12 protein-coding genes are annotated in these 18,133 nt (G+C 70.4%); 8 read left to right on the top strand and 4 right to left on the bottom strand.

Annotation, left to right across the window (positions count from 1 at the left end; translation table 11 throughout):
* The first annotated feature begins 149 nt into the window (after window positions 1-149).
* Window positions 150-377, top strand: a complete 228-nt coding sequence (locus tag D7X74_RS26640) for a hypothetical protein (protein ID WP_120535815.1) — start codon at window positions 150-152, stop codon at window positions 375-377.
* 45 nt (window positions 378-422) lie between these two features.
* Here the strand turns inward: D7X74_RS26640 and D7X74_RS26635 are convergent, their stop codons facing one another.
* On the bottom strand, window positions 423-878 hold the full coding sequence (locus D7X74_RS26635; protein ID WP_120535814.1) for an FKBP-type peptidyl-prolyl cis-trans isomerase: 456 nt from the start codon (window positions 876-878) through the stop codon (window positions 423-425).
* A 141-nt stretch (window positions 879-1,019) separates the two neighbouring features.
* Here D7X74_RS26635 and D7X74_RS26630 point away from each other — a divergent pair, with 141 nt between their 5' ends.
* Window positions 1,020-2,225, top strand: coding sequence for an MFS transporter (locus D7X74_RS26630; RefSeq protein WP_120535813.1), 1,206 nt, complete (start codon window positions 1,020-1,022; stop codon window positions 2,223-2,225).
* Window positions 2,226-2,258: 33 nt separating this feature from the next.
* Here the strand turns inward: D7X74_RS26630 and D7X74_RS26625 are convergent, their stop codons facing one another.
* The 3 genes from D7X74_RS26625 to D7X74_RS26615 all read right to left on the bottom strand — a co-directional run bounded on the left by D7X74_RS26625 (window position 2,259) and on the right by D7X74_RS26615 (window position 6,140).
* The gene (locus D7X74_RS26625) at window positions 2,259-2,699 is read right to left on the bottom strand and encodes a GNAT family N-acetyltransferase (protein ID WP_120535812.1); all 441 of its coding nucleotides are present in this window, start codon (window positions 2,697-2,699) and stop codon (window positions 2,259-2,261) included.
* 17 nt (window positions 2,700-2,716) lie between these two features.
* Complete coding sequence (locus D7X74_RS26620) at window positions 2,717-5,581, bottom strand: TonB-dependent receptor domain-containing protein (RefSeq protein WP_120535816.1); 2,865 nt, start codon at window positions 5,579-5,581, stop codon at window positions 2,717-2,719.
* Window positions 5,582-5,693: 112 nt separating this feature from the next.
* The gene (locus tag D7X74_RS26615; RefSeq protein ID WP_120535811.1) at window positions 5,694-6,140 is read right to left on the bottom strand and encodes an HIT family protein; all 447 of its coding nucleotides are present in this window, start codon (window positions 6,138-6,140) and stop codon (window positions 5,694-5,696) included.
* A gap of 135 nt (window positions 6,141-6,275) precedes the next feature.
* Between D7X74_RS26615 and D7X74_RS26610 the strand changes: the two genes are divergently transcribed.
* From D7X74_RS26610 to D7X74_RS26585, 6 genes are all read left to right on the top strand, one after another.
* Window positions 6,276-7,931 carry a carboxypeptidase-like regulatory domain-containing protein gene (locus D7X74_RS26610; RefSeq protein ID WP_120535810.1) on the top strand — a complete coding sequence of 552 codons (1,656 nt, stop codon included), beginning with the start codon at window positions 6,276-6,278 and terminating at the stop codon, window positions 7,929-7,931.
* Window positions 7,932-8,166: 235 nt separating this feature from the next.
* On the top strand, window positions 8,167-10,008 hold the full coding sequence (locus tag D7X74_RS26605; protein ID WP_158622297.1) for an Ig-like domain-containing protein: 1,842 nt from the start codon (window positions 8,167-8,169) through the stop codon (window positions 10,006-10,008).
* Window positions 10,009-10,232: 224 nt separating this feature from the next.
* Window positions 10,233-10,685, top strand: a complete 453-nt coding sequence (locus tag D7X74_RS26600) for a response regulator (RefSeq protein WP_233595806.1) — start codon at window positions 10,233-10,235, stop codon at window positions 10,683-10,685.
* Between the two features lie 119 nt (window positions 10,686-10,804).
* Window positions 10,805-14,629, top strand: coding sequence for an SUMF1/EgtB/PvdO family nonheme iron enzyme (locus D7X74_RS26595; RefSeq protein ID WP_120535807.1), 3,825 nt, complete (start codon window positions 10,805-10,807; stop codon window positions 14,627-14,629).
* A gap of 188 nt (window positions 14,630-14,817) precedes the next feature.
* Entirely contained in the window at window positions 14,818-15,786 is a 969-nt protein-coding gene (locus D7X74_RS26590) for an ADYC domain-containing protein (protein ID WP_120535806.1), read from the top strand.
* 258 nt (window positions 15,787-16,044) lie between these two features.
* The gene (locus D7X74_RS26585; protein ID WP_120535805.1) at window positions 16,045-17,901 is read left to right on the top strand and encodes a hypothetical protein; all 1,857 of its coding nucleotides are present in this window, start codon (window positions 16,045-16,047) and stop codon (window positions 17,899-17,901) included.
* Window positions 17,902-18,133: the final 232 nt, after the last annotated feature.

Here is an 18,133-nt window from a genome sequence, read left to right as displayed (position 1 = left end):
GGTCGTAACCGGGCTGGAAGCGTTTCAGGGGGCTCACGTGGCCACCTTAACGGACGGCGCGCCGGGGCGCCGCGCGCTATGCTCCCGCGCCTCTCGTCACCGGACCCAGGCGCCAAGGCTTGGAGTCCGGATACCGGGGAGTCACGCACGTGAACGCCATCATCCTCCGGCTGGTCTGCGGTCTGCTCTTCGCGGGCATGGTGCTGGGCGTGGTGACCCACCCGCCCAAGGACCTCACGCAGGGACTGGGCATGATGCTGCCGGCGACGATGCTGCTGGGCGTGGCGCTGAAGGGGCCCAAGGGCCGCTCGCGCCTGCCGCCCAAGAAGCGCGCCCCGCCCGCGCCGCCGGTGTCCGGTGGGACGCCCGGCGTCTGAAGGCGTCCCCCGATTCCGGCGGGGCGCGGGCGCGGACGTGCGTCGTCAGTAGACGGCGAGGAGCTGCACGTCGAAGACGAGCACGGAGTCGCCGGGGATGACGGGCGGCGACCCGCTGCCGCCGTAGCCCAGGTCGGACGGGATGACGAGCTTGCGCTTGCCGCCCACGCGCATGCCGGCGACGCCCTCGTCCCAGCCCTCGATGACGCGGCCCTGGCCCAGGTTGAAGGCGAAGGGCTGGTTGCGGGGAATGCTGCTGTCGAACAGCGTGCCGTCCGGCAGCCACCCGGAGTAGTGCACCTGGACGACCTTCCCGGCGGAGGCCTCCGCGCCGGTGCCCACCGTCAGGTCCTGCGTGTAGAGCCCGGAGTCGCTCTTGTTCATCGCGGCCAGGTCCACGCCCAGCGAGTCGGCGTACGACACCTTGGCGGGGTCACCCGAGGAGGAATCACCACAGCCCGCGAGGGCCAGCACCGTGCACAGCAGAAGGGATCGAAGCATGGCCCGCAGCCTGCCCGGCACGCGCGCCCCGGGAAAGGGGGAAGGGACGCGTGGCCTGCCCGCCCGGATGGCGCGGGTGGAGGCCGGGCCGCGCGTCCTGCTTGAAGCCTCCGGGTGCGAGGCTTATCCGTTGCGCCCCCCATGACGACACCCTCCGAGCCCGCCCCCGCTTCGCTGCGTCCCTCGCTGGTCGGGCTGATGGCGGCGGCCAGCGCCGTCACGGCCGCGAACCTCTATTACAACCAGCCCCTCCTGGGAGACATCGGGCGCACGCTGGGCGCGTCGGACGGAGCGGTGGGGCTGGTGCCCACGCTGACGCAGGTGGGCTACGCGGTGGGCATGTTGTTGCTGGTGCCCCTGGGCGACAGCCTGGAGCGCCGGCGCGTCATCCTCACGCTGTGCGCCTGCGTGGCCGTGGCGCTGTCGGCGACGGCGCTCGCGCCTGGCCTGCAGGTGCTGGTGGCGGCGAGCTTCGCGGTGGGCGTCACCACGGTGATTCCGCAACTGCTGGTGCCCTTCGCGGCGCAGCTCGCGGAGCCCTCGCAGCGGGGGCGGGTGGTGGGCACGGTGATGAGCGGGTTGCTCATCGGCATCCTGCTGTCGCGCACGGCGGCGGGCTTCGTGGGCACGCACCTGGGTTGGCGCACCATGTTCTGGGTGGCCGCGGGCTTGATGGTGGCGCTGGGCTTCGTGTTGCGCTTCACGCTGCCCGCGCAGCCGCCGCTGGCCGCGATGCCGTACCCCGCGCTGATGCGTTCGCTCATCCACCTGGCGCGCACGGAGCCGGTGCTGCGGTTGCACGCGCTGCTGGGCGCGCTCACCTTCGGCGCCTTCAGTGCTTTCTGGGTCACGCTGGCGCTCCACCTCCAGTCGCTGCCCGGGCACTACGACGCGCAGGTGGCAGGGCTCTTCGGCGTGGTGGGCGTGGCGGGCGCGGGCGTCGCGCCGCTGGTGGGGCGTCTGGCCGACAAGCGCGGAGACCGGCGCCTCAACGCGCTGGCCATCGCCGTGCTGCTGGCCTCCTTCGGCGTGCTGTGGTGGGCGGGGCACACGCTGTGGGGCCTCGCGCTGGGCGTGTTGCTGCTGGACCTGGGCGTGCAGGCCAATCAGATCACCAACCAGGCGCGCGTGTACGCGTTGCGGCCGGAGGCGCGCAGCCGACTCAACACGCTCTACATGGTGACCTACTTCCTGGGCGGCGCGGCGGGTGCGTGGGCCGGGACGGCGGCGTGGACGCGAGCGGGCTGGTCCGGCGTGTGCGCGGTGGGCGCCGCGATGTCGCTCACGGCCCTGGGGGTGGTGCTCTGGAGCAGCCGCCGCGCGCCGGTCCAGGTCCCCGTCACCTGAGGCGAGGCCCCAGGCTCGGCAAGCTCGGAAGGTTCAGAGGTCGCGCTGCATGTTCCGGTGGGGCACGCCCACCTCGACGTAGGGCTCGCCGTACACCGCGTAGCCCAGGCGTTCGTAGAAGGGGACGACGTTCGCGCGGGCGTGCAGGTGCACGTGGCGGAAGCCGCGCTGTCGCAGCTCCTCCTCCAGCGCGCGCACCAGCCGGGCCCCCAGTCCCTTCCCCTGCAGCGAGGACGCCACCGCCATCTGGAAGAGCCGGCCGCCGTGCGCATCCTCCGGGTGGAAGAGCACGCAGCCGGTGACGGTGCCGCCCGCGTGGGCGACGAGGTGGAGGCTTGCGTCCTCGAAGGGGAACTTCACGTCCGAGCGCGCGAAGCCCAGCGGCTCACGCAGCACGCGGAAGCGCAGCTCCAGCTCCCCGTCGTACAGCGGGTGTCCGGGGCGGATGAAGTCGAGCGAGGTGTCGTCGGCCATGGCGCGCGAAGGTCCGTTCAGAAGCTGCCGGTGAGCTGGAGGTTGAAGGTGCGGCCGTACTGGGGCACGGGCCCGGCGGACGCGTCCTCTCCCACGATGAAGGCGTAGCGCGAGTCCAGCAGGTTGTTCACGCCGGCGAAGTAGCGCAGCCGTCCGTAGTCGCCGGACACGCCGAAGCCCACGAGCAGCGCCTCGCCGCTGTCGGCGCCGGAGATGCCGTCCACGCGCGAGCTCTGGTACGTGGCCTGGGTGGCGATGCGCATGTCGCCGTTGCCCACGGGCAGCAGGAAGCGCCCGGAGGCCAGGTGCGCGGGCTTGGCCTGCACGACGTCCTGCGAGGCATTGCGCAGCGTCACGTAGGAATAGCTCAGGTCCACCAGCAGCCAGCGGCCCGGCTGCCAGTGCAGTCCGGCCTCCGCGCCCCACGCCATCGTCTCGCCGGAGCTGTTCGCGTACACGAGGCACTGGCTGGGCGCGCCCTCGGGGCCGCAGCCGGGCGTGGGCGCGGACTCGGTGGTGAGCGTGATGAGCTGGGAGATGCGGTTGTGGTAGCCGGCGACCGTCACGCGCAGCTCCTGGGTCAGGTCGTGCGAGTGCTCCACCTCGAAGGTGGTGATGGTCTCCGGCTCCAGCTGTTCGGCGGGGCGCTGGGTGAGGAGGTTGTCCTGGTAGAACAGCTCGTAGACGTTGGGAGCGCGGAAGGCGCGGCCGATGACCAGCTTGGTGAGGCCCTTGTCATAGGGCCGGCCGATGACGGCCAGCCGGGGCGTGAGCGGCAGCGAGTCCAGGTCGGTGTACTTGTCCACGCGGAAGCCCAGCGACAGGCTCAGGCGCGGGTGCAGGCGCCACTCATCCAGCGCGTACACGGACACCAGGGAGCGCTTCCGCGTGCCCAGCGGGTCGTCCACGGACGGCCCCACGCTCTTCTGATCCACGCGCAGCTGGTGCTGGCCCTCCACGCCGAAGGTGAGGCGGTGGGAGTCGAACAGGCCCACCAGCAGGCGCGCCTCGGCGGTGAGCCAGTCCGCGGCGCCGGAGTCGGTGTTCGTCTGGGCGACGTCGCCGCCGTAATTGAAATAGCCCCTGTAGCGGCTCAGGTCCGCGGCGCCGCGCAGCGACAGGGCGATGCGTTGGGAGAGGTCGCGCTCGTACTTCGCTTCCGCGAAGCCGCGCACGTCCTGCACGCGGGTGCCCTGGGCACCCACCTGGGTGCCATAGGGCGCGGTGGGCACGTCCTTGGTGCGCCCGTGCAACTGGGCGACAAGGGACAGGTTGCCAATGCGCGCGCGCACCGAACCCGTGCCGGCCTTCTCGCCGTCCAGCCCGGTGACAATGGGGCCGGGATTTCCGAGCAGGGTGGTGTCCGCGCCCCGGGACTTCATGCCCGCGAGGCTGAAGAGGACGGAGCGGTCGGGGTCCTCCCACGACGTGGTGGCGTGCACGAGCGTGGAGCCCAGCGCGCCCACGGAGCCGGTGATCTCCAGGCGCCGGTCCAGGCCCAGCGACTCGCGGGGCACGACGTTGATGACGCCGAAGAAGGCGCCCGTGCCGTACAGGGCGCTGCCGGGGCCGCGCACGACCTCGATGCGCTCCACCTCCTCCAGGTCCACGCTCAGGTCATGCGCGGCGTAGCCCTGGCCGGCCCACACGTCGTTCATCGCGTGGCCATCCCAGAGGATGAGGATGCGCGTGTTGAGGTCGCCCGGCGGGGAGAAGCCGCGCACGCCCAGGTACGTGTACGTCCGGTCGTCGGTGAGGAAGAAGCCGCGCACGCCGGCCAGGGCCTCCGCCAGGGTGCGCCACCCGAAGGCGCGCAGCTCCTCCGGCGTGAGCACGGTGGTGGAGGCGGGCGCCTCGTCCACGGACAGCAGGCTCTTGGAGGCCGCGCGCACCGGAGGCGGCTCGTAGCGCAGGGTGGCGTGGACCTTCACCTCCTTGTCGGGGATGACGGTGACCTTCTGGCGCATGGGGCGCACGTCGCGGCTCTCCACCTCCAGCACGTGTTCGCCCTCCGGGAGGGTGACGACGGTGGGGGTGAAGCCCGCGGGCCGGCCGTCCACGCGCACGGCGGCGCCGTCGTGGTTGGCGGTGACGACGACGCGGCCGGTGGGGCGCGTCTGGGCGCTCAGCGTGACGACGAGCGGCAGGGTGCCTTCGGCGGGCACGTCGATGACGTACTGGCCGGGCGCATGGCCGGGGGCGCGCACGTGGAGCACGCGCTGGCCCGGGGACAGGCGCAGCTTCGCGGGGATGCGGCCGAGGATGGGGCCCGTGGGGTTGTCGCGCAGCTCGGCGCCCTCCGGGGTGCCGGTGATGTCCACGATGCCGGTGATGAGGCCCAGGTCCAGGTCGACGGGAGTCTCACGGCCCTTGGTGACGGTGACGGTGGCTTCGGTGGGGCGGAAGCCGTCCTTGCGCACGAGGACCTTGTGGCGGCCCGGCGCGAGCGCGAGCGTCTGGGGCGAGCGGCCCCGACTGCCCAGGTCGGTGCGGTCGACGAAGACGTCCGCGCCCCGGGGATTGGTGGTGACGCGCACCAGGGCGACCTTGGGACGCAGGCGCTCCAGGGAGCGGGTGACCTCCGAGGCGTCCTCGGTGGGCAGGTCCTCGCCGAGCAGGTCGTTGTAGTAGCGGTACGCCTCGTTGAACTTGCCCAGCGCCTCGAAGCACCGCGCGATGTTGAAGAGGACGTTGCGGTTGGGGACCAGCCGGTAGCTGGTGAAGTACGAGCGCAGCGCCTCGGTGTAGCTGCCGCGCGAATAGGCGTCGTTGCCCAGTTCGAAGGCGATGTCCGCCTCATCCGCCGTGTTGTCCGCCAAAGCGGGACCGGTGGTGAGGAGCAGCAGGGAGAGCAGCCATGGACCGAGGGAGGACACACGCATGGTGACGCCCTGCATTCTCCCCCCGATGACATGTCAGGTCCATGACACTGGCCGTCAGGGGGTGGATTCGCGGGGGGCACACCCCCACGCACCGGTGCACGGCCGGCATGGGTCAGCGGGCAAGCGCCGCCGCCAGCCGCCGGGCGGCGGCCTCGAGCTCCTCCGGGGAGCGGTGTTCGGCGGGGGCCGCGTCGAAGGCGCCCCGACCCCGCAGGTGTGGCGGTGTGTCCGCGAAGCGGGGCACGAGGTGCAGGTGGAAGTGGAGGAGCACGTCGCCAATGGCGAAGGCATAGACGTGCTCCGCCCCGAGCACCTCCCTCTGGGCGCGCATCACCCGGGCGGCGAACGGCCCCAGCTCGCGCGAGGACGGTTCATCCAGGTCGTACCAGCCGCGCACATGCTGCGCGCTGGTCAGCACCACCCAGCCGGGAACGGGGCTGGGCGAGGCCACGGCATGGAGGACGAAGCCGGGCGCGCGGGCCAGGATGCCACCGGTAGTGCGGGTGTCCTCCCGCACGATGGCGCAGCCGAGGCAGGGATGATTGATGTCTGACGTCATGTGTCATCGTACCCGGGGCCTGGGTAAAAATCCCCCCACCTTGACGCCGTGGCCTCGGCTCGGGGAGTGTCCGATTTCCGCCCTTTCTTGACAGCTGGGGCGTGAAAATTCCGTCAAAAATTCAAGGTGGGGACGATGAAGAAGCATTTGGTGATGGCCGTATTGCCGCTGCTGGCTTGGGGGTGCGGCGACTCGACTGACGCGGACAATGACGGTGTCGCGGACGGTATCCGTGATCCGAACAACGTGTCGGTGGTGGTGCCTTCGACTCCGAAGGGGACTGTTTCTGGCCAGGTGCTGGGAACGAACCTCCAGGCGCTGGAAGGCGTCACGGTGGCGATGACGATCGGCAGCCAGGCGACGGGCAAGTCGGCGACGACGGACGCCAGCGGCAACTTCGTGATGACGGACGTGCCGGCGGGCGCGCAGGTGCTGCTGACGTTCAGCAAGTCCGGCTATGCGACGCTGCGCGCGACGTCGACGGTGCCGTCGGCGGCGGGCACGGTGCCCATCAACAACGGCAACGCGAGCTTCGGCCCGGTGACGCTGGCGCAGCTGAACGGCAAGCTGGTGTTCAACGTGGTGACGCCGCAGGGCCGTCCGGCCGCGGGCGCGAAGGGCACGCTGGAAGTGGACCGCGCGGGTTCGCTCGTGCTGAGCAACTACGACACCACGGCCTCCGTGCTGAGCAAGGTCTACGTCGAGGCGACGGCGGACGACCAGGGTGTGCTGACGTTCAACGGCGTGCCCTCCGGTGCGGAGCTGGCGCGGCTGAACGGCAGCTACAACCTGTGGGTGTCCCCGATGGACGCCAACGGCGACGGCATCCCGGAGACGGGCGGCTTCGTGACGAGCTACTCGGGTGCGGCCATCGTGAGCACCAGCGTCACGCGCGTCGTGAACCTGCCGTTCTCGCGGCCGCAGAACGTGCCGCTCGCGGTCGAGGGCAGCAACGTGGGCAGCCTCAAGGCGGCCCAGGTCATTGATCCGCTCAACAACCTGGTGCGTCCGGGCGAGCCCATCTACGTGTACTTCAACCAGCCGGTGCAGGCGGGCTCGTTGCTCGTGCGCCTGACGGACGAGTACGCGAAGGAGTCGCTGGCGGTGACGGCGAACGTGAACGCCGGCGGTTACTCGGCGACCATCAACCCGGGTTCGGGCGTCGTGCAGGAGGGCAAGGAGTACAACCTCTTCGTGCGCGCGGTGTCCGCCGAGGGCGGCACCAACCTCACCCAGACGGGCTTCTTCTTCGGTGGCGACCAGGCCAGCCCCAAGGCCGTGACCATCTCCGAGCTCCGCTACCAGGAAATCTCCCAGTTGGGCACGCTCGCGGCGACGCAGCTCAACTCCTCGGAAGTCGTGTATGTGAGCTTCAGCGCTCCCCTCCGGGCTCCGGCGGGCACCTCCGTCCAGGTGTTCTTCAAGACGGACATCGACAACGACGGCAAGGTTGGCTTCAACTCGTTCGGTGAGCTCAACAACTACAGCGGCCAGGGCTTCCCGCTCGTCTTGAATGAGCCCCTGTTCCCCTACGTAACGCGCACGCCCGCTGAAACGCCTGTCTTCGGCATCCAGTCGTCGTTTGGCTACAGCACCCGGTACTCCTTCACCTACAGCGGCACTGTCGCGCTCAATCCGGCCCAGACGGAGCTGGTCGTGGCCTTCAGCAAGCTGCCGACGGTGGGTACCAACGAGGCCTACGAGAGCATCTGGGGACAGCCGGTCAACACGGACCTGTCTGCCATCGGGATCGCGACCCAGCCCGCGCAGACCCCGGCCCCGGCTCCTTGAGCCGAGCCGTAATGCTCTGAACTGGATGTGTTGAGCCGGTCCTGGTGCCCCTGTGAAGCCAAGGCTTCGCAGGGGCACTTGTGTTTGTGGAGGTCAGGACCCCGTCTTCTGGGATTGAGGAACGAGCAGGTCCCTCTGGAGGGATCCACCGTCTTGAACGGAGACGGAATGGACCATGTCACAGAGGGCTGTGCGCTATGAGCGGGTGGAGCCTTTCTTGCTGAAGTGCGGCGTCATGAAAAACCTCACAACCCTTCTGCTGTCGCTGTTGCTGATCCAATCGGCGTGCATTGCGATTCCCGAAATCGAGGAGCCGCAAGTGCTTCCAGGTGATGAGGAACCGCTGCCGTGCTCGGGAGAGGACGCGGGCACCCAGGATCCCATCTCTGTCAACTGGTCATCACCAGTGCAGGAGGCCTGGGTTGTTGGCGCCACGGCGAGGATCCAAGTCAATCTGACAGGGCCCACGCCGGATGCCGTGGAATTGATCGCGGACGGACGGACTGTCGCTATGCTTGCATCCCCATACATGTTGGATTGGGAGACACGCTCCATTGCGGAGGGGATCCATAGGCTCGTCGTGAGAGCGAGCCGGTGTGGTGAGTACGCCGTGAGTTCGGCGCGTGAAGTCACGGTGGATCGAACAGGTCCGACGTTGATCTCCCAGAGCCCAGGAGACGGCTCGCAGTGGGTATCCGTACACCAGGTCATTCAAGCGGAACTGTCCGAACCCGTGGTGGCTGGGAGCGTGAACAGTCAAACGGTCCGGTTGCTGGCGGGTGAGGGTGAGATCCAGACGGATGTCTTGTTGTCTCAAACCGGGAAGGTCCTGACGCTTCGCCCCCTTGTTCCGTTGCCTGTGCATGAATCGATACGGGTGGTGATTGATGCAACGGTGACAGATGTGGCGGGGAACCCTGTGACCTTGCCTGTGCGAGGTTGGACCTGGCGCGTTCCGGCCTTCCTGCCTCTGGGGGAGCCACGAACCTCGCATCCCGCGCACGCTGGCGTCGATGCCTTCTCCTTGCAGCTCGACAGTCTCGGCAATCCCCATGTGGCCTGGGTTGAGGCTGATGCGCCCGGAGTCCACGTCGAGCGTTGGACCGGGACTGCCTGGCAGACGCTGGGGAATTCCCTGAAAGGGGAGGCAGGCGACCCCAATGCAACGGATTGTGTATTGCAGCTGGCTTCAACGGACGCTCCGATGGTTGCTTGGATTCAGCCCAAGCTCGATGGGCGTCGTGAAGTCCAGGTCCGACTCTGGGATGGAAGCGCCTGGGGTCCGTGGGGACCGACCATCGCTCCGCTGTTGGCTCAATCCAGCTTGAGTGAGCTGCAGATGCGAATCTGGGGAACGACAACTCCCGTGGTTGCCTTCAAGGAGTTGAACGCCTCCACGGTCCGAGCCACCGTGATGCGTCTGGATGCTGGAGAGTGGAAGTCGCAGGGAGGATTTGAATACCCGTCGGACAAAAGCCTTGTTTCGATGCAGATGGAGCTGAATCGATGGGGTGACCAGTTCCTGATGTGGAACGAGCGCGCGGTTGCTCCGGGATGGACGACGTACGTGGGGCAATGGCAGGGAGTCGGACGCCAAACGAGTTACCCCTATCCTTCCATCGGTGTGGCCTCGCCAATCCTGGCGTCGACACTCTCAGGTGACACCAATGTCGTGGTGGCCAATCCGGTCTCCGAGGGGGATGTACAGTCGGTCCGGGTTCAGCAGTGGGGACCCGGCGGTTGGGTCGACATCGGGCCGGCACTCAGCCGTGTCCCAGGCAAGACGAACGCATCCGCTTCTGCCCTCAAGTTCGACCCGCAGGGCCGACTGGTCGCGCTCATCGAAGAGCCCGAAACCGAAGCCCAGCCCTCCGTGCGGAGCCTGTTCGTCCAGCGGTGGGAGACGGACCACTGGACCCAGGTGGGAGGCCCCTTGAACGCCAATCCCGGCGCCACGTCGGTGATCGACTCCCAACTCGCCGTGGACAAGAACGGGCGCATCTTCCTCGCGTGGACCGAGGTCGATGACCAGGACCCCACCCAGTCCAGGCTCCACGTCTACCGCCCCAACGACTGACTCACCTCATGGGCCCTGGGGCTCCACGCGGGAGCCCCTTCCCCAATCCCTCCGCGCACCTACACTGTCGTCCACTGTCCCCTTGTTTCGCACCGGACTCCGGGCCCACCCTTCCGTCCCGTCCAGGGAAATCTTGCGAGAACGGGCACTTTTCCGAGGACGTGTTTAGATTCGTCCCGCCCCTCCCCTGCATGCGAGGCCTCTGCTCCATGAAGAACGCGGTCATGACAACCCCGGAGGGCGAGCCGACCGCGAGCGGTGGGCCGGCTCCCGTGAACTCCAAGAAGCGTGTCCTCGTCGTGGACGACTTCGACGACGCCCGTGAAATGTACGCGGAGTACCTGGAATTCTGCGGGTTTGAGGTCGACACCGCCCGCAACGGCCTGGAGGCCGTGGAGAAGGCCCAGGAGGGGGAGCCGGACATCATCCTCATGGACCTGTCCCTGCCCGTCATGGATGGCTGGGAGGCGACGCGGCGCATCAAGCAGGACACCCGCACCCGCGACATCCCAGTGATGGCCCTCACCGGCCACGTGCTCGCCGGCAACGCCGAGCACGCCCTGTCCGTGGGCGCGGACGAGTTCGTCGCCAAGCCCTGTCTGCCCCAGGACCTGGAGAACAAGATCCGCAATATGCTCAAACCCAGCAAGGCGAAGCCCCGCTCGGGTCAGGAGTGACCCGAGGCCCGACCTCGAAGTGTCCACTGTCGGACACCGGGGTCCGGCCTCCTGCTCCAGGCACCCCTCTCGTTGGCCCCCGGGTTGACCCCCGGGCGCGGGATGCGTAGGCAACCCCGGTGGGCTCTCCCGCCTCGTCCCCTCCATCCGACGCGTGGACTCCTCCGGAGGAGTTCGACGAGTACCGCATCGTGCGTCCGCTCGGACGGGGGCGCACGGGCCGGGTGTACCTGGCGCACGACACGCTCCTGGAGCGTCCCGTCGCGGTGAAGTTCATCCCGTCGCTGGGCTCCAACGCGCTGGCGCGCTTCCTGGTGGAGGCCCGCGCCGCCGCCCGCATCCAGCACCCCAACGTCGTCACCCTGTACCGGGTGGGGCAGCTGGAGGACCAGCCGTACCTCATCTCCGAGTTCATCCGGGGCGTCAGCCTGGACCGGCTGGCCCGGCCCGTGTCCTGGGAGCGCGCGCTCGGCATCGGGAAGGACCTGGCCCGGGGCCTGGGGGCCGCCCACCGCCGGGGCGTGCTCCACCGCGACATCAAGCCCGGCAACGCCGTCCTCACCGAGAGCGGCGAGGTGAAGCTGCTCGACTTCGGGCTCGCCAAGCTGCTCGACCGCGCCGAAAGCAGCGAGCCCACCGCCCCGCGCGCGCCCATGCCTCCGCCGGAGCTGCCCGCGGACTGGGACCCCGAAGCCAGCCCCGCCCTGGGCGCCCGGTCGCTGGATGGCGTCTTCCTGCCGTCCCTGCCGCGCGGCGCGCTGGTGGGCACGCCCTACTACATGTCCCCGGAGGCCTGGGCCGGCGAGGAACTCACCGCGCGCAGCGACGTGTACTCGCTGGGCGTCGTGCTCTACGAGCTGGTCGCGGGACGGGGCCCCTTCCGCGACGTGCCCTGGCGCGAACTCTCCGAGGCCGTGCGCACCCGCGACGTCCGGCCCCTGCTCGAAGTCTCCCCGCTGGTGGATCCCGGCTTCGCGGCCGCCATCGACAAGTGCCTGAGGCGCGACCCGGCGCAGCGCCATGCGTCCGCCGCGCAGTTGCTCGACGCGCTGGAGGCCCTGACCCGCGAAGAGGTGCCCGTCGTCGTCCCGGAGGGCAATCCCTACCGCGGCCTCCAGGCCTTCGAGGCCGAACACCGCTCGCTGTTCTTCGGCCGCCGCCGCGAGCAGCGCGCCGTGCTGGAGCGGCTCAAGGCGGAGGCCTTCCTGCTGATGACGGGCGACTCCGGCGTCGGCAAGTCGTCGCTGTGCCTCGCGGGCATCCTCCCCGCCGTGTGCGACGGCGCGCTGGAGGACGGCCGGCGCTGGCGCACCGCGCGGCTCGTGCCCGGGCGCAGGCCCGTCTCCGCGCTCGCCGTGGCGCTCGCCCCGGTGCTGGACGTGGGCGAGGAGCCGCTCGCGGAGACGCTGCGCCAGGACCCCACGTCGCTCGGCCGCAGGCTCCGCGCGAAGCTGGGCACCCAGGGCGGCCTGCTGCTCTACATGGACCAGTTGGAGGAGCTGGTGACGCTGTCCCCTCCGGAGGAGGCGGCGCTCGCGGGCGCCGCGCTGGGCTCGCTCACCGAGGCGGCCGGCGGACTGCGCCTGCTGGCCACCGGCCGCAGCGACTTCCTCACCCGCCTCACCGGCGTGCCTGGACTGGGGCCGGAGGTGCCGCACGCCTTGTACCTGCTGCGCGCGCTCACCTCCGAGGAGACGCGCGAGGCCATCGTCGGCCCCGCGCGCGTCAAGGGCGTGCGCTTCGAGTCCGAGGCCGTGGTGGACGCGCTCGTCGCCTCCACGGCGGCCTCCGACGGCGGCCTGCCCCTGCTCCAGTTCGCGCTGGCGGAGCTGTGGGACGCGCGCGATGAGTCCCGGGGCGTGATGACCCAGGCGGCGCTGGACTCGCTGGGCGGCGTGTCCGGCGCGCTCGCGCGTCATGCGGACGCCGCCGTGGCCCGCCTGCTGCCGGACCAGCGCTCGGCGGCGCGCGGGGTGATGCTGCGTTTGGTGACCCAGGATGGCACCCGCGCGCGCAAGACGGACCGCGAGCTCGTGGGCGACGACCCCCGCTACCGCGCCGCGCTGGAGGCCCTGGTGCGCGCGCGCCTGCTCGTCGCCCGCGAAGGGGAGGGCGGCACCGCGTACGAGCTGGCCCACGAGGCGCTCCTCACCGGGTGGACCACGCTGGCCCGCTGGCTGGTGGAGGCCGGCGAGCGCCGCGAGGTGCAGGCCCGGCTGGAGGCCGCCGCCGCGCAGTGGGAGCGCCTGGGCCATGCGCGCGAATCGCTCTGGGGGCCCCGGCAGTTGGCGGAGACCGGGGTGCTGGAGCCGTCCGAACTCACCCGGCGCGAACAGTCCTTCCTCGACGCCTCGCGCCGCACCGGCGTGCGCAGCCGGCGCCTGAAGCAGGGGCTGGCGCTGGGCTTCCTCGTGTCGCTGGCCCTGGTGTACGCGGGCCTCCAGTGGCGCGAGCGGCGCATCCTCGACGCGCGCGTGCGCACCGAACTGGGCGCCGCCGCCGCGGAGCTGGGCTCCGTGCGCACCGAGCGCGACGCGCTCCAGGCCGAGCGCACCGAGGCCTTCCAGCGCTACGACACCGGCCACAAGGCGGACGGCGACCGGAGCTGGGCGAAGGCCACCGGACACGCGGCCCAGCTGGGCCACCACTTCGACGCCGTGGCGGACCGGCTGGAGCGCGCGCTGGCCCTGGCCCCCGGCCGTGCGGACGTTCGCGACGCGCTGGCGGACTTCCTCTACGAGCGCGCCCTGTGGGCTGAAAACGAGCGCGAGCCCGTGCTGCCCGCGCTGCTCCAGCGCATGCGCCTCTACGACAGCGACGGCACCCGCTGGCAGCGCTGGAACGCGCCCGCGCAACTGACCGTGGCCACGGACACGCCCGGTGCCTCCGTGGAGCTGCGCCCCCTGACGCGCGAGCCCGGCGGCCCGGAGGTCGCGGGCGCGCCCGTGCCTGACGCCAGCACCGCTCCCGGGGCCGACATCTCCGTGCCTCCCGGTCCCTACCGGCTCACCGTGCGCGCGCCGGGCCACGAGGACGCGGCGCAGCCGCTGCTCCTCCAGCGCGGTGAGTCGCGCCGCGTCGTGCTGCCGCTGCCGCGCGCGGGCGTGCTCCCGGCGGGCTTCGCCTACGTGCCCCCGGGCGAGGTGCGCTTCGGCAGCGCCGCCGAGGCCAGCGTGCGCGACTTCTTCAACGCCGTCCCCCTGCACCCCGTGCCCGTGGCGGGCTTCCTCATCGCCCGCCATGAGACGACATTCGCGGACTGGCTGGCGTACCTGGAGGCCCTGCCCGCCCAGGAGCGCGCCCAGCGCCAGCCCCGCGTGGGCACCGGTGGCTATGCCGGGGTGCTCGCGCTGGAGCCGGACGCGGGCGGCTGGAGGCTGCGCTTCCAGCCCGGCGGCGTGCTCTACACCGCGAGGAGCGGTGAGCCCCTGCGCTACGCCCGGCGCACGCAGCGCGCGGAGCAGGACTGGCGCCAGTTCCCGGTGAGCGGCATCTCCTTCTCCGACGCGGAGGCCTACGTGGCCTGGCTGGCCACGTCCGGCCGGGTGCCCGGGGCGCGGCTGTGCTCGGAGCTGGAGTGGGAGCGCGCCGCGCGCGGGGTGGACGGCCGCGAGTACCCCCACGGCAACCGGCTGGGCCCGGACGAGGCCAACGTGGACACCACCTACGGCAAGGACCCGGGCGGCTTCGGCCCGGACGTCGTGGGCAGTCACCCCGCGTCCCGCAGCCCCTTCGGCGCGGACGACATGGCGGGCAACGTGTGGGAGTGGACGCGCTCGTGGCTGGAGCCCGGCCGCCCGGTGGCCCGCGGCGGCAGCTATTCGTTCGCCGTGACGTCCGCGCGCTCCACCAACCGCGAGCTGCCGGAGGCCTCCATGCGCGACGTCGCGGTGGGCCTGCGCGTGTGCGCGGACCTGCCTCCGTCCGCGGACGCAGGGCACTGAGCACCACAGGACGATAGAACCCCTCAAGAAGCCCGGGCTTCGCCCTCCGGTCGCTTCGGAGTGGATGCCACCCAACGCTGCAAGTGCCCGCCGGGGCCTGCCGCGGTTGCCGCTCCCTCCCACCAGACGGACCTTGTCACCTGAAGCACGGTGCGGGGTCGGGGTCGGGGCAGGGAAGGGGCATCCAGATGAGGACGTTGCAGCGAGTGGTCGCGGCGTGTCTTGCCGTCGTGGCGGTGGGCTGTGGCACGGAATCGTCGGAGCCCGAGGCTCCGACCCTGCGGACGCAGATGGCGGAGCTTGTGTCCCCCAATGGACGCAACCTCAATGGCCGCAACCTGAACGGCCGCAACCTCAACAACGCGGAGCTGGGCGGCATGCTGGTGTCCGTGGCCTACACGGGGGCCATCTCCGCCAGCGGCAAGGCGCTCACCAACGTGCGGCTGGAGGGCTCGGCCTTCGTCGGGCTCGACGGCGCCAACCCCGTCACGGGCACCAGCTTCACCGGCGCGCGCTTCGTCGGGAAGCTGGGCGACGGTTCCACCCTGCCCCTGCGCGTGGACAGCATCACCCGGGGCAGCGGCGTGGACAGCGACCTGTGGTCCTACCGCGTCTCCTACCAGGGCACCGACGGCGCCTGGCGCGCGGTGTGCCAGGACTCAAGCGGCGCGGCGGCCTCCGCCATCGCCGTCGCCAACCGCTGGGACTACCGCCAGGGTGTCGCCGGCGGCGGCGAGAAGATCCTCGACGCGACGGCCTTCACCTTCGCCTGCGAGGGCGCCGCCATCGCGAAGTGCATGCACTTTGGCTACAAGCCCTGGGCCACCGCCTCCAACGGCCAGAGCCTCGCGGGCCACCACCAGGCCTGCACCCGCATGGTGCGCGCGGACTTCTGCGGCGACGGCGAGTCGCACACCACCGATGGCCAGTGGGTCAATCTCTATGACGCCGTGGGCGTCCAGGGCGACTCCGAATCCTGGAGCATGGAGGCCGAGTGGAACGAGGGCGGCGCCCGCTGCTTCACCAGCCAGACGCGCGCCCAGGCCCCGGTGACGTGCGCGAACGTGACCGCCATCGCGAACTGCGGTGACACCGCCCACTTCCAGTCCGGCACCCGCCTCTTCAGCGAGACGCCGTACGGCACCACCGGGTTGTAGCCTCCCAGGTTACGCCAAACCCTGACTTGTAACGGGATAGGTTACAAAGTCTGCAAGTCGATAATTGTCAGTGTTTCATGATATGGGAAACGCCTGATTCATCTCCGGTCCCCAGAGGGCCGGAGGTGGGGTGGGCGCGCTGCTTTCACAGGGAAACGGGACCGGGGCTCAGGCCTTCCGGAGCCCGGCGGGCGTGGCGGTGTGGGTGCCCCCATCGGATGCCTGCCGTCGCGGTTCCCCGTCGTGGAAGGAGCACCCATGAAGCCTGACGTGTCTTCGCTGTGGAAGCATTCCCGGAGTGTGCGCTGGCGCCTGCCGTTCGCGCTGTTGGCGTCGTCCCTGGCGGTGGGCTGTGGTCAGCCCGCGCCCGAGGGTTCGGAGCCTGCCGCGCCCGTGGCCGACCCTGCCCGGGACGTCGTGTTGGAGGAGACGCTGGGGTCGGTCACCCAGGAGTTGGAAGGGGAGCTGACGCGCCCCGTGGTCGAGTCCCTGGTGGCCATCCCCCAGGCGGCGACCAGCAATGCCACGGCGTCCGTGTTCGAGCTGAAGCTGGATGCGAAGCGCGTGGAGAACGAGCAGTTCCGCGGGCTGACACTGACGATGGTGGAGGGCGCCCAGCAGCTGCTCTTCCGCGACGACGGTCAGAATGGCGACGCGGTCGCGGGCGACCTGCTCTTCACCGCTTCCGGCACCTTCGACTTCGTGGCGCTCCAGGCGGAGCAGCAGCGCATCGCCCAGGCGCAGTCCCAGTCGCAGGAGCCGCTGACGACGGCGGTGTTCGAGAACCGCGCGCTCGTGCGCACCGTCCCGGTGACGGCGATGTCCACCGTGTTCCAGGTCGGCCAGCGCGTGCCCATCCGGCCCATCGGTCTGGCGTCGCTGGTGGATCCGGCCCGCTCGCTCATCATCCGCGCGCCCGCCGTCATCAATGATCCGACGCGCACGTGGGACCCCTGCACCAACGTGGGCAACCCGAACGGCAAGTGGACCTTCAACTACCTGATGACGGAGATGGCCAACCAGCCGTTCACCGGCGTGGCCCCCACCACCTTCGTGCGCGAGTGGGTCCGGCAGTGGGAAGCGCCCCGCACCATCAACTCCTTCGTCAGCCCGCCGCGCGCCAACATCGTGCCGAAGCTCGTCACCCCCTGGCCGAAGCTGGGCACCGGTGAGCTGAACCTGGCGAAGTCGCCCTTCAAGCTCATCGCCATCGTCAACCGGCTGGACCTGGCCGGCAGCAACCCCGCCTACGGCTCCGGCAGCGCGGGCGAGGGCCGCTTCATCTTCGCCGCCACCGAGGGCACGGGCACCAGCTGCCACACGACGCCCTTCCTGGTCATCCTGGAGTACGGGGTGGACAAGACGGGCTGCGCTTCCATCAAGGCGTACGCGCAGCAGTGGCAGGCCCTGTCGGGGCTGGTGCTGGGCAGCGCTTCGTACAACGCCGCGCTGGAGGCCCTCACGGAGCAGTTCGCCAAGCGCGACCTGTCTCCGCGCAAGCCCAACCGCAGCTCCATCAACCAGGTGCGCACCAACGAGAACTGGCTGCTCAACCCCTGGGAGCTGCGTGAGTTCCGCCTGTGGAATTCGCAGATCAACCCGAACTCGTTCGCGTCCCCCGGCCCCGTGCTGGGTCTGCTGAACAGCCACACCGTGGCCCAGACGCCGGACCGCGCCACGAAGACCACCGTGTTCCCGTCCTACGTGAACGCCAATGCGGCCAGCATCGTGGCCGGCACGTACTCCGTTCCGCTCGTGGTGGGTGCCACGCCGTTCCGCGGCGGTCGCTCCGTCGTGCCGTCGCCCTTCGCCACGCCGCCGTTCTGGAGCCTGCCCGCCGCGAGCATCCCCAACCGTCAGGCCCGGCACGTGTTCTCGCTCAACACCTGTGACGGCTGCCACGGCGACGAGCTGGGCATCTCCTTCACCCACGTGAACTGGAACGGCGCGCTGTCGCCCTTCCTGAGCGGCCCGATGGTCGTCCCGGACCGCGCGGATGGCGCCCCCGTCCGGACCTTCAATGAAGTGCTGGCCCGCCAGACCTTCCTTGACCAGACGGCCAACCAGAGCTGCCTGACCGCGGCGTTCACGGCCACCAGCGCGTCGGTCCACTAGAGACCCCCTGGTTGCCTGCCCCTCGTGCGTGAGGGGTTCGACGTCCCACGCGGCCTTCGTCCCGGAGTACGGGGGCGGAGGCCGTTGACGTTTCCGGCCTCCAGCGCCCGCTCCCCTGGCTGCCGGAGGAGGGACTCCGGGTGTTCTTTGGACCCACTGGCGGAGGCGGGGGTGACTTCCCCGGGCGTGGGGGCGGCACCACGTTTACCCGGCCCCGGGGGCGCCCTGGACG

This window comes from Corallococcus sp. CA047B (genome assembly GCF_003612065.1).
Classification (GTDB): Bacteria; Myxococcota; Myxococcia; order Myxococcales; family Myxococcaceae; genus Corallococcus; species Corallococcus praedator.
Note: the sequence above shows the minus strand (reverse complement) of the source record. Positions and strands in the feature narration are given on the sequence as shown.